Origin of the sequence: Pseudomonas sp. NFACC45 (assembly GCF_900113505.1) — a bacterium.
Taxonomy (GTDB): Bacteria; Pseudomonadota; Gammaproteobacteria; order Pseudomonadales; family Pseudomonadaceae; genus Aquipseudomonas; species Aquipseudomonas tehranensis.
In genome coordinates this window covers 44,522-57,638 of sequence record NZ_FOPO01000008.1, presented here as the reverse complement: position 1 = coordinate 57,638, position 13,117 = coordinate 44,522, and the positions used below count along the sequence as shown (strand labels likewise).

At 61.3% G+C, this 13,117-nt stretch carries 6 protein-coding genes; 5 read left to right on the top strand and 1 reads right to left on the bottom strand.

Translation table 11 applies throughout. The annotated features are described in order from the left end of the window. Nucleotides 1-164: 164 nt before the first annotated feature. From pvdM to BM132_RS15740, 5 genes are all read left to right on the top strand, one after another. Nucleotides 165-1,535: a pyoverdine-tailoring dipeptidase-like protein PvdM gene (pvdM, locus tag BM132_RS15760; RefSeq protein WP_092456618.1), complete on the top strand. Its 1,371-nt coding sequence runs from the start codon at nucleotides 165-167 to the stop codon at nucleotides 1,533-1,535. After that, nucleotides 1,532-2,812 carry a pyoverdine-tailoring periplasmic protein PvdN gene (locus tag BM132_RS15755; RefSeq protein ID WP_092456614.1) on the top strand — a complete coding sequence of 427 codons (1,281 nt, stop codon included), beginning with the start codon at nucleotides 1,532-1,534 and terminating at the stop codon, nucleotides 2,810-2,812. Before pvdM ends, BM132_RS15755 begins: the two co-directional genes overlap by 4 nt. A 22-nt stretch (nucleotides 2,813-2,834) precedes the next feature. Next, nucleotides 2,835-3,710 carry a dihydropyoverdine dehydrogenase gene (locus BM132_RS15750; protein WP_092456611.1) on the top strand — a complete coding sequence of 292 codons (876 nt, stop codon included), beginning with the start codon at nucleotides 2,835-2,837 and terminating at the stop codon, nucleotides 3,708-3,710. A gap of 296 nt (nucleotides 3,711-4,006) precedes the next feature. Then, complete coding sequence (locus BM132_RS15745) at nucleotides 4,007-5,665, top strand: cyclic peptide export ABC transporter (RefSeq protein WP_092456608.1); 1,659 nt, start codon at nucleotides 4,007-4,009, stop codon at nucleotides 5,663-5,665. A gap of 37 nt (nucleotides 5,666-5,702) precedes the next feature. Then, complete coding sequence (locus BM132_RS15740; protein WP_092456605.1) at nucleotides 5,703-9,872, top strand: non-ribosomal peptide synthetase; 4,170 nt, start codon at nucleotides 5,703-5,705, stop codon at nucleotides 9,870-9,872. Between the two features lie 653 nt (nucleotides 9,873-10,525). Here BM132_RS15740 and BM132_RS15735 read toward each other — a convergent pair. Further along, a complete protein-coding gene (locus BM132_RS15735) occupies nucleotides 10,526-12,991 on the bottom strand; it encodes a TonB-dependent siderophore receptor (RefSeq protein ID WP_092456602.1) in 2,466 nt (821 codons plus the stop codon). Nucleotides 12,992-13,117: the final 126 nt, after the last annotated feature.

The following is a 13,117-nucleotide window of genomic DNA, read 5'->3' as shown; positions in this document are numbered from 1 at the left end:
GCCTTCGCGAGCAAGCCCGCTCCCACACTGGAACGCGCTGAATTCCACTGTGGGAGCAAAGCTTGCTCGCGATGGGGCCATCAGGCTCACCTAAATTTCCTGCCCGATCACTCGTTCTCCCCAGATAGCAAAGCCCCCCGCAGCGAACCTGACTGAGATCGGCAATGACAACACCACGTTCGAAAAAAGCTCTCTTCATCGGCGTGCCCCTGGCCCTTGCACTGATGGTCGGTGGCGGCCTCGCGGCCTGGGACCACTGGTGGCGAGACAACCCCGGCTACCCGGTCAAGGTGATGAAAGAGGCCAGGGAACTGCACGAGCGCCTCCTCTCCTTTGACAGCCACATCAGCCTACCGCTGGATTTCGGCACCGCCGGCAATGAAGTCGACAAGGACGGCAGCGGCCAGTTCGACCTGGTCAAAGCCAATCGCGGGCATCTGTCCGGCGCGGCGCTGACGATCTTCGGCTGGCCGGAGCTGTGGAACGGCCCCAATGCGCCGCACAAGCCCACCGCCGGTTTCGTCGAGGAAGCGCGCAATCAGCAGGAAGTGCGCTACAAGATCATCACCGGCATGGTCCGCGACTTTCCCAACCAGGTCGCCATCGCCTACACCCCGGATGATTTTCGGCGCCTGCATGGCGAAGGCAAGTTCGCGATTTTCATCAGCATGCTCAACGCCTACCCACTGGGGCACGACCTGAGCCTGCTGGACCTGTGGACGGCGCGGGGCATGCGCATGTTCGGCTTCAGTTACATCGGTAACAACGACTGGGCCGACTCCTCGCGCCCGCTGCCGTTCTTCAACGACTCACCTGATGCCCTCGGCGGCCTGTCGGAGATTGGCAAGCAAGCGGTGACGCGCCTGAACGACCTGGGCGTGATCATCGACGTGTCGCAGATGTCGACCCAGGCCCTGGAGCAAGTTGCCCAACTGAGCCGCACGCCCTTGGTGGCCTCCCATTCCGCACCCCGGGCCATGGTGGATATCCCGCGCAACCTCAGCGACAAGGAAATGCAGCTGATCAAGGCCAGCGGCGGCGTGGTGCAAGTCGTCGGTTTCTCCCAATACCTGCGCCCGCTGACGCAAAAAACCCAGGACAAACTCAACGACCTGCGCCAACGTTTCGACCTGCCACCGCTGCCCAACCTCGCCATGGCGCTGATGCCGGGCGATCCGATCATCGCCGCGTGGCCGGAACAGAAATTCGGTGAATACGCCGGCCAGCTCTACGGCATTCTGGAGGAGGAACCCAAGGCCAGCCTCAAGGACCTGGGCGACGCCATCGATTACACCGTGCGCAAGATCGGCATCGACCATGTCGGCATCAGTTCGGACTTCAACGAAGGCGGCGGCGTCAAAGGCTGGGAGGACGTGGGCGACATCCGCAACGTCACCGCCGAACTGCTAACCCGCGGCTATTCCGAAGCGGACATTGCCAAACTGTGGGGCGGCAACTTTCTGCGGGTCTGGGATCAGGTCCAGCAAGCCGCCCATCCCGCCGTGGCTTCGAACCAGAAGGCCGGCCAACCATGAACGAACGCCGTACCTTCCTGAAGCAGGCCGGGATCCTCGCCGCCGGCTTGCCGCTGGCCACCAGCCTGCCTGGCACCGCTATCGCCGATCCGCTGCCGCCGCTGCCCCGAGACAAATGGGCGCAGTTGCGCTCGCTGTTCAACCAGGACCCGGACTACCTGCACTTCTCCAATTTCCTGGTCACCACCCACCCGCGGCCGGTACGTGAGGCCATCGAAAAACACCGCGCCGCCCTAGATAAAAACCCGGGATTGCTGATGGACTGGGACCTGGGTGTCACCGAGGAGCGCGAAGAAAACGTACGGACATGGGCCGGCCGTTATCTGCAAGCAAACCCTGCGCAGATCGCCCTCACCGGCAGCACCACCGAGGGTCTGGCGATCATCTACGGCGGTGTTCATGTGAGCGCCGACCAGGAAATCCTCAGCACCGCCCACGAACATTACGCCACCCACACCATCCTTGATTTGCGCAACCAACGGGATGGCACCCGGGTGCGCAAGATCAAACTGTTCGAGAACGCCCACAACGCCAGCCACGATGAAATCCTGAGCACCATCGACCGCAACATCCGCCCGCAAACCCGCGTACTGGGCCTGACCTGGGTGCATTCGGGCAGCGGCGTGAAGCTGCCGATCGACAAGATCGGCGCGCTGGTGGACAAGCACAACCAGGGCCGCAGCGAGGAACAGCGCATCATCTACGTGGTGGACGGCGTGCACGGCTTCGGTGTTGAAGACCTGAGCTTCCCAGCGATGAATTGCGACTTCTTCATCGCCGGCACCCACAAATGGATGTTCGGCCCACGGGGCACCGGCCTGGTGTGCAGCCGCAGCGAAGAGCTCAAGTACGTCACGCCGATCATCCCGACCTTTTCCGAAGCCACGACGTTTTCCACCACCATGACACCCGGCGGCTACCACGCCTTCGAGCATCGCTGGGCGGCGGACGAGGCGTTCAAGCTGCACTTGCAATTGGGTAAGGCCGAGGTGCAGGCGCGCATTCACGCGCTCAATACCTACTTGAAAAAACAGCTGCTGGCGTTGCCGCAAATCGAGCTGGTCACGCCCATGAGCCCGGACGTGTCGGCCGGTTTCACCTTCTTCCGGGTCAAGGGCCGTGAGAGCGACGAGATCGCCGCCTACCTGATGCAGAACCGGGTGATTGCCGACGCCGTGCATCGCGACGCCGGGCCTGTCATTCGAACCGCGCCGGGCCTGCTCAACACCGAAGCCGAGATCGATCGCTTCATGGGCTTGCTGGGCAAGACACTCTGAACCTGACTATCGAGAGAGATGGATGAACAGTTTTTCCTTGAAGCTATTCCCGGCACTGGCCCTCGCCGCCCTGCTGCCCTCCGGTGCCCAGGCGTCGCAACCGGGCCAGGTCTTTCGCGACTGCAAGGACTGCCCGGAAATGGTCGTGCTGCCCACCGGCACCTTTCAGATGGGCACCCCGGAAGACGAAGTGGGACGCGAGCCCGACGAAGGCCCGATGCACCCGGTGACCTTCGCCAAACCGCTGGCGATCAGCCGCTTCCAGGTGCTCAAGGGCGAATGGTTCGCCTACCTGCGTGACACCGGCTATCAGATGCCCGATGGCGATAAACGGCCTGGTCGCGCGTGCAAGGCCGGGATTCCTGATTACCAAGGCAGCGACCCGCGCAAGCAATACACCGACCGGCATCCAGCAGTGTGCATGGATTTCGCCGAAGCCAATGCCTACGTGGCGTGGTTGTCGAAAAAAACCGGCAAACAATACCGGCTGGTCAGTGAATCCCTGCGCGAATACGCGGCACGCGGCGGCACCACGGGGCCGTTCCCCTTCCCGTTCGATGAAGGCAAGGAGTACAGCATCGCCCAACACGCCAACACCTACGGCGCCGCCGATGGCTACAACTTCACGGCACCGGCCGGTACTTATCCGCCCAATGCATTCGGGGTGTACGACATGCACGGCAATGTCTACGAGTGGACGGCCGATTGCTACAACGAAAACTACGCCGGTGCACCCAGTGACGGCAGCGCCTGGCTGACCGGCAAGTGCGAGTACCAGCGCATCCGCGGCAACGATTGGGGTGAAGCCCCGGTGTTCTCCCGCTCCGGCAACCGCAACGCGCTGGTGCCCAGTGTGCGTGGAGACTGGATCGGCTTTCGGGTGGCGCGGGATATGTAAATCGGCAGGCCCACCCAAATACCTTGTGGCGAGGGGATTTATCCCCGCTGGGCTGCGAAGCAGCCCCCAAACAGGCAACACAGATCAGTCAGGAATATCCAGGCAATATTCATTGGGGCTGCTTCGCAGCCCAGCGGGGATAAATCCCCTCGCCACAAACGGTGTTCCTCAGGCCATTCGCCGTTAAATCCCCTCCCACATCAACCGTCTTACAGACAGGCGCGCCTGCGCCCTAAAGCCCTCCCGGCGACCACCCGCGATGGCCTTCGCCCTTTTCATCAAGCAGGGAAACCTCCATGAGCCAACCAACACGCGGGGTGATCAATGAACTGTTCATCCTGCTCAAACCCTTCCGGCTGATTGTAGTGGGCTCCATTCTCTTGGGCATGCTTGGCGGCCTGAGCATCACTGCCCTGCTGGCAACCATCAACGACGCACTGAACGCCGATGCAGGGCCCACACCCCAAGTACTCGCAACCTTCGCCGGGCTTTGCGCGGCGGCGCTGCTGACGTCGATTCTGTCGGACATCGGCACCAACCACGTCGGCCAGAACATCATCGCCAGTCTGCGCAAATCCCTCGGCCAGAAAGTCCTGCTGGCGCCCATCGAGCAGATCGAACGTTTTCGCAGTCATCGGCTCATCCCGATACTGACCCACGACGTCAACATGGTCAGCAACTTTGCGTTTTCCTTCGCACCGCTGGCCATCGCCTTCACCGTGACCCTCGGTTGCCTGGGCTATTTGGCCTACCTGTCATTGCCGATGTTTGCGCTGTTGCTGGTGGCGCTGGTGATCGGCACTGTCATCCAATACGTGGCACGGGCCCGCGGCATCCGCGGTTTCGAAGCAGCCCGCGAGGCCGAAGACGCCTTGCAAAAGCACTACAGCGCAATCGCCGCCGGCGCCAAGGAATTGCGCATCCATCGCCCACGCCGCCAGCGCATGTTCAGCCAGCGTATCGAAGCCACCGCCGACCAGATCTGCGACACCAACATCCGCTCGGTCAACACGTTCGTGATTGCCAAGACCTTCGGCTCGATGCTGTTTTTCGTGGTCATCGGCCTGGTCCTGGCCCTGCAATCGCTGTGGCTGGGCACTGATAAAGCCGTGCTTAGCGGTTTCGTGCTGGTGTTGTTGTACATGAAGGGGCCGCTGGAATATCTGGTGATGACCTTGCCGGTGATCAGCCGGGCAAACATCGCCTTCAAGCGCATCGCCGAACTGGCCGAGCAATTTTCTTCGCCGGAGCCGCACCTGTTGCTCGCCGACAAGAGCGTCCCCAAGCCGACGATCCAGCAGCTTGAATTGCGTGACGTGCATTACGCCTTCCCGGCGGTCGCTGGCGACCAACCGTTCGCCCTGGGACCGGTCAACCTGTCCATCGCCCAGGGCGACATTGTGTTCATCGTCGGTGAAAACGGTGGCGGCAAGACCACGCTGATCAAACTGCTACTGGGCCTTTATTCGCCCCAAGGCGGCGAAATCCTCCTGGATGGCAAGCCGGTAGTGGCTGCAGGCCGCGACGATTATCGCCAATTGTTTACGACGATTTTCGCCGACTACTACCTGTTCGATGAACTGGTCCAAGGCGATCAACAAGTGCCTGAAGACGCCAACCGCTACCTGCAACGCTTGGAAATCGCCCATAAGGTCAGCATTCACGACGGGGTCTTCAGCACCACCGATCTGTCCACCGGCCAACGCAAACGCCTGGCGTTGCTCAACGCCTGGCTTGAGGAGCGCCCAGTGCTGGTGTTCGATGAATGGGCCGCCGACCAGGACCCGGTGTTCCGACGGGTTTTCTATACCGAACTGCTGCCGGAGCTCAAGGCGTTGGGCAAAACCATCATCGTCATTTCCCACGACGACCGCTATTTCGACATCGCCGATCAACTGGTCCGGATGCAGGCCGGTCAGGTCATCAGTGAAAAAGCCCCCGCAGCCTTTGCCTGAACCTGCCTGACGCCCTGCTATTTGCCGCGAGAACACCATGAACCCATTGCTAGATGATGACCTGCTGACCCTGTTGCTGGAGGAAGACGCTGGCGACATGCAAGCCCGCTCCAGCCGCAGCCGGCCGGACCGCGCGCCCTTGTCCTTCGCGCAGCAGCGCTTGTGGCTGGAGCAACAGCGCAATCCGAGCCGTTCGGCCTACAACCTGCCGCGCGCCCTGCGCCTGACGGGCGACCTTGATGCCGACGCCCTGGAGCAGGCACTCAATCGCGTCATCGACCGACACGACATCCTGCGCACCGCGTTCAATGACCTCGACGGTGCAGCGGTCCAGGTGGTGGAGCGCAACGCCTGCCTGAGCCTGCACCGCGAGGACCTCGGCGCGCTCGACCAACAGGCCCGTGCCGTGGCGCTCGCGCAACGCATCGCGCAGCACGCCCGACATCCGTTCGACCTCACCCGCGCGCCGCTGATGCGAGCAACACTTCTCAGGCTGGGCAGCGATGAACAGGTGCTGTTGCTCAATATGCATCACATCGTCTCCGACGCCTGGTCCAACACGATCCTCATGCACGACATGACCCAGGCCTATGCCCGGGCCGTGCTCGGCGATTCGTCGCCACTGCCACCGTTGCCCATGCAATACGCCGACTACGCGACCCATCAGCGAGGCGAGTATGTGCAAAGCTCGGCCTGCCAGCGCAGTGGCGAATACTGGCGTCAGTACCTGGGCCACGACCTGCCCACGCTGGAACTTCCTCAAGACTTGCCCCGCGTCGCGGGCCAGCAACATGTGGCCGGACGCGTGCAGGTGGCGCTTGCACCTGCGCTGGCCCAAGCCCTGGATGCGTTCTGCCAACGCCAGGGGCTTACACCTTTCGTGGTCGCGCTGGGTGCCTGGCAACTGTTGCTGGGCCGCTACAGCAACCAGAACGACTTCACCGTCGGCGTTCCAAACGCCAACCGCAACAGCCATGAGAGCCAGGAGCTGGTGGGATTTTTCGTCAGCAGCCAGGTGTATCGGACGCGGATCGACTCGACCCGCAGCGCGCTGGATTTCCTCCGGGACCTGCGCGCGCAGTCCCTCGCCGCGCTGGAACATGCCGACTACCCCCTGGAACTGATCCTTGATCAGTTGCAACGTCCCGGTGCACAGGGCGCCAGTGCGCTGTTCCAGGTCTTGTTCAACTGGCGCACCGGCTCGTCCTCACCGTCGACGCCAAGCTTGGGTCAACTCACGCTGGAGTTTCTCAGTACCGGTGACAACCAGGCCAAGTTCGACTTGTCGCTGGATGTTGATTATTCACAGCAGCAGATACGGGCGACCTTCGAATACAGCCGTGATCTCTATCGCACTGAAACCATCGAGCGCATGGCCGAGCACTGGCAGCACCTGTTGCAGAGCGTGATCGAGACGCCTGAACGCGCCCTCGGCGAACTGCAATTGCTCAACGCTGATGAGCACCAGAAAACCCTGAACGACTGGAACCGCCAGCCAACCCGGCTGCACCGCGGACAGTGCCTGCACTCGTTGATCGAAAGCCATGCCGCCGCCACGGGTGAGGCCATCGCCCTGACCTTTGAAGGGCAGCACATGAGCTATGCCGAACTCAACCGACAGGCCAACCAACTGGCCCATCGGCTGATCGAGCAAGGCGTCGGGCCCGATGTGCTGGTCGGCATCGCCGTCGAGCGTACGCCACAGATGATCATCGGCCTGCTGGCGATTCTCAAGGCCGGGGGCGCCTACGTGCCGCTGGACCCGGCCTACCCGACCGACCGCCTGGCCTACATGATTGCGGACAGCGGCGTCACGCAGATCCTGACCCAGGCTCATCTGCGAGAATCGCTGGCGCTGCCCGCTGGCATAAGCTGTCTGTTGCTGGATTCGGTCGATGCCGATGGCGCCTACCCCGAGCACAATCCGAATGTGCCGATGGACCCGGACAACCTGGCCTACGTGATTTACACCTCAGGCTCGACCGGCCGGCCCAAAGGCGCACTGTTGGCGCACCACAACGTCAGCCGATTGTTCCAGGCCACGGACCACTGGTTCAGCTTCGATCATCAGGATGTCTGGTGCCTGTTCCATTCCTATGCCTTTGACTTTTCCGTGTGGGAGATCTTCGGCGCTCTGCTGCACGGCGGCCGATTGGTCATCGTGCCCCACGCCGTGAGCCGTTCACCGCAGGATTTCCATGCCCTGCTTTGCCAGGAAAACGTCACGGTGCTCAACCAGACACCTTCGGCGTTCAAGGCGTTGCTGCAGGTCGCCTGCGAGCCTGGGCAGCCTCTTGCCCACCGGCTACGACAAGTGATTTTTGGCGGCGAAGCGATCGATGTACAGAGTCTTCGCCCCTGGTTCGAACGCTTCGGCGACCAGACGCCGCAACTGATCAATATGTATGGCATCACGGAAACGACCGTGCATGTCACCTGGCGGCCGTTGTCGATGAGTGACTTGCACAGCGAGGCCGCAAGCCCCATCGGCGAACCCATCGTCGACCTGTCCTGGTATTTGCTCGACGCTCATCTGAACCCGGTGCCCAAGGGTTGCATCGGTGAGCTATACGTCGGCCGTGCCGGCCTGGCCCGCGGCTATCACCGACGTGCCGACCTGACCGCCACCCGCTTCATCCCCGACCCGTTCGACCCGCTGCCGGGTGGCCGCCTCTATCGCACCGGGGACCTGGCCCGCTACCGCACCGACGGCAGCATCGAGTACATCGGACGCCTGGATCATCAGGTCAAGATTCGCGGGTTTCGCATCGAGCTGGGGGAAATCCAGGCGCGCCTGCAAACGCTGCCGGCGGTGCAAGATGGAGTCGTGTTGACGCATGAAGGCCCAGGCGGCCTGCAACTGGTCGCCTACGTGATTGCCGCGCAACCGGCCACGGCCGAGTTACGCGAAGGCATGTTGAGCGCACTCAAAGCGCAGTTGCCGGACTACATGGTGCCCAGCCACCTGCTGTTCATCGATCACTTCCCGCTCAATGCCAATGGCAAGCTCGACCGCAAGGCGTTGCCGGAACCCGACGCCAGTCTTTGGCATTCCCATTACCTGGCGCCTCGCACTCAGCTGGAAGAAGCCCTGGCACAGCTCTGGCAACAGTCCCTCAAGGTTGAACGCGTGGGTATCAACGACAGCTTCTTTGAACTGGGCGGGCATTCGATCCTGGCAATCGAGCTGATCGCCAACCTCAAGACACACCTGAATATCAGCGTGCGGCTGCAAGAGCTGCTGGCCAACCCGAGCGTGGCCGAGCTGGCCCTGTTCGTCTCGCAAAAACATCGGGAGCAGACCCAGTGCCTTGTCGAACTGAACAACGCACCGGTCAACGCACCGCAGCTGTTTTGCCTGCATCCCAGCGGCGGCATCGTGTTCTGTTACCAGCCGCTGGCGCGCAAACTCCAACATCGGGCGCGCACCATTGGCGTCATGCACCGCGGCTTCAGTGAACCGCATGTCGGGCCTGAAGCCTGGCGCGAGATGATCGCCGATTACAGCCAGGAAATCGTCAAGGCCCAGCCGCAAGGCCCTTATGCCTTGATGGGTTGGTCGTTGGGCGGCGCCATTGCGCTGGACATCGCGGCGACGCTGGAAAGCCAGGGCCACACCGTGAGTTTTCTCGGCCTGGTGGACAGCACGGTTCCAGAGCATCTGTATCCCGCAGCGTTGCCGCGTCATCGGCATCTGCCAGCTCTGGAAAAAGCCGACCCGGCCTCCCAGGACCTGATTGAAGCCATCGAATACTTCGACCTGCTGTTTCCGACCCTCACGGAACGCACGGCGGCTTATCGACGTGAGCACCCCGAGAGCACGGTCAGGGCATTCCATGAGTGGGCCGCCAGCCAGATCGAGCCGGAGCGAGGCGACTTGCTGGCGACCGTGCAGAGCATCAAGGATGAAGTCATGAACGCCCAGGCGTTCTCGGTGCATGATCGTTTGCTGGAAGCCTTCGACAGGTTCACCTTCAAACCGGTACGGGTTCGGCCTAGCTGCTGGTGGACACAGGTAGAAAAAACCCCGGAGGAATTGGCCTTCTGTGAAGCCTTGATCAAGGACTACAGCCTGACTGGCGAGCTGCAATGTTCGGTGTATTCCCCGTTACGCCATCGCAGCATGATTTTTGATGATGGGTTACTTGATTCGCTGATCGAGAGTTTTCTGGCCAGTGCGATTGAAGGGGAAAAGCGCTTAGGGTAGGTGTGCCTGAACCACCGCCATCGCGAGCAGGCTCGCTCCCACATGAGGTTTCGAATATTCACAGCATCTGCAAACGACACAAAACCTGTGTGCGAGCCTGCTCGCGATGACGTCGGCACGTCCAACATCAACGCAAACTCACCCGCCGCTTTCGCGAGCAAGCCCGCTCCCACATGGGGTTGCGAATATTCACAGCATCTGCAAACGACACAAAACCTGTGGGAGCGAGCCTGCTCGCGATGACGCAGGCACATCCAACATCCTCGCAAACTGACCCGCCGCTTTCGCGAGCAAGCCCGCTCCCACATGGGGTTTCGAATATTCACAGCATCTGCAAACGACACAATACCTGTGGGAGCGAGCCTGCTCGCGATGACGCAGGCACATCCAACATCCTCGCAAACTGACCCGCCGCTTTCGCGAGCAAGCCCGCTCCCACATTGGATTGAGTCCCCCCGCAAAAACAGGTCGGCTATGAGACCACCTCGCGGTGGACGTTGATCTCGGCGCCCCGTTAACCACGCTGGCCGAACGCAGGTGTTGCGCAGTGGGCACCTCGGCAAAGAAAACGGCGCTTTCCCGTCTCGAAAAGCGCCGTTTCCTTAAGTGAACAGCATTACCCGCAAGGCAGGTCTATATCACTCTCGCGAGGATCAGAACTGCGGTTTGTACGTCACGCTGAACATCAGATTGCGCGGGTCACCGAAGTTGTTGTTGCCATTGAGCTGGTTGTAGGCGGACGTTATGTACGTCTTGTCGAACAGGTTGTTGGCGTTGACCGCCAAAGCGATTTCCGGCGTCAACTGGTAGCCGACACGGGCGTTCCATACGGTGTAACCCGGGATTTCACGATCATAGTCGTAAACCAGCGTGTGGCTTTGGGTGGTGAAGCCCAAGCCGGTACTGACACGGCTCCAGTCGCCGGTGAACTGGTAGTTGCCCCACACACGCAGCATGTGTTTCGGCGTCCAGGTGCTGAAGACACTCCCTTCATTGTCCGGGTCCTCCAGGTACTTGGTGGTGTTGTAGGTGTAGCCCGCGAACAGCTGCAGGTTGTCTATCACTTCACCACTGATTTCGGCATCGATACCCTGGCTGCGCACTTTGCCCGAGGCCACCGAGCAACCCGAGCCGCCACACCCCGAACCGCCGTCGTTGATGGCACGGTTCTCATGGTCGTAGCGGAAGATTGCCAGGGAGGTATTGACCCGACCGTCCATCAACTCGCCCTTGAGGCCGACTTCGTAGTTGGTGCCGACTATCGGCTTGAGCACCGAACCGTTGGCATCGCGATTGGTCTGCGGCTGGAACACGTCGGTATAACTGGCATACACAGCCCATTCGCGGCTCAGGTCATAGATGATGCCCGCGTAGGGCGTGACTACCCCGGTTTCAGTTCCGGTGCTAGGCGCGTTGCCAGTGATACCGACTGAATTTTCGGTTTTCGACTTGTAGCTGTAGTCGTACCAGCTGACCCGGGAACCCAGCACCAGCGTCAGATCGTCCACCGGCTTGACGCGCCAGGTGCCGTACACACCCTTCTGGCGGATATCGTATTTGCTGAGGGTGCCTTGGCCGCCTGCGGCGATCAAACTGTCGTAGCTGATGTCCGGACGATCATTGTCAATGTCGAAGATGGAATCACTAGTGTTGTTGAATGTACGGGCGTAGCGGTCATCGGTCTCCAACTGCGAGTAGTTGCCGCCCAGCATGACTTCCTGCTCCATCGACAAGGCTTCGAACTTGCCGGTCAGGTTCATGTCGAGACCGGCCTTCGTGGACTGGAAATCGGTCAGGAAGTCGGCGTATTGCACGCCACTGCCATCAGGCAAGAGACCCCCCCCCCTTTGGACGCGCTGGTTTTTCGCCTGGTTGTCTTCGCTCATATGCACCGCGCCGATCTTCAACGCCCAGTCCTCGTTGAAGCGGTGCTCCAGATCGGCATAGAGGGTGGTGACGTCGATTTCGGACCGGTTCCAGCGCGCCCCCGTGTAGGTCGAGCGCGACACGTCCGGCATCCTGCCATCGGCGTAGCGTGGCAGGCCGCGGATGTTGCCCCGCGATTCGCCGTTGGATTGGCTGACCGCGAAACCCAGGGTGGTGTCTTCGCTCAGGTCGACGTCCAGCGCGCCGTACAGCGAGTGAGTCTTGCTCCACGCATGGTCGACGAATGAATTGCTCTGGTCTTCGTCGACCACGATGCGACCGCGAATGTTACCGGCCTGGTTCAGCGGGCCGCCGGCGTCCAGTTGCAGACCGTAGTGATCCCAGGAGCCGGCCTTGCCGGTCAGGGTCACGGTCGGTGCATTCTGGCCACGCTTGCGTACCAGGTTGACGGCACCACCGGGGCTGCCGGTGCCTTGCAGCAGGCCGGAGGCGCCGCGCATGATTTCCAGGCGGTCGAAGAAGATCAGGTCCTGGGTCGCCCAGTTGCCCAGCGAATAGTTGTTCCGCAGGATCGGCACACCATCGTATTGCCAATCGTCGATCTGGAAACCACGCGACGACAGGATCATGCCTTGGCCGACGCCCTGCAGGCCGACGATGCCGGTGGTCTGGTTGACGGCGTCCTTGAGGTTGACCAGGTTCTGGTCATCCATCTGCTTACGCGTCATCACGGTGATCGACTGAGGAATTTCCTTGAGGCTGTGGGTGCCCTTGCCGATGGTCACGGCGTTGCTGGTGTATGACTTGCTGCCTTCGGTCGTCGCAACCAGCTCCTGTGCTTTGACGGTGGTCGCGCCCAGCTCAAGGGCTTGGGCGGAACCGCGCACGAGCATCAGGGTATTGCCCTCAATGCTGTAGCGTACGCCAGTGCCCTTGAGCAATTCGGCGAGGGCCGCCTGCGGGCTCATCTTGCCGCTGACGCGGTTGCTTTTCAGTCCGGCCATATCACCGGCGTTGTAGATCACTTGCTGGTTGGTCTGCTGACCGAACGCTTGCAGTGCCTGGGGCAGCGATTGCGCAGGGATGTCGATGCTGACGTCTTCAGCCATCACCTGAGCGCTGAGTGGCAGCAAGCAGACCAGCCCCAGACCGGTCAACACCCTACGCGAACGCAGGCCGCGGGACATGACGAGTGCCTTGAACAGAGGTTTGAACTCATGAATGGATGACATCGTGCTCTCTATTATTGGTAGAAGTAAAAGTCCATGGGGCCGAAGGGCCCGCCGCTGGCCAGCACGAGAGAACCCGCACGATCGATTGCCACGAGGCAATGTGTCAGTGCGTGGCCGACCGGCCCC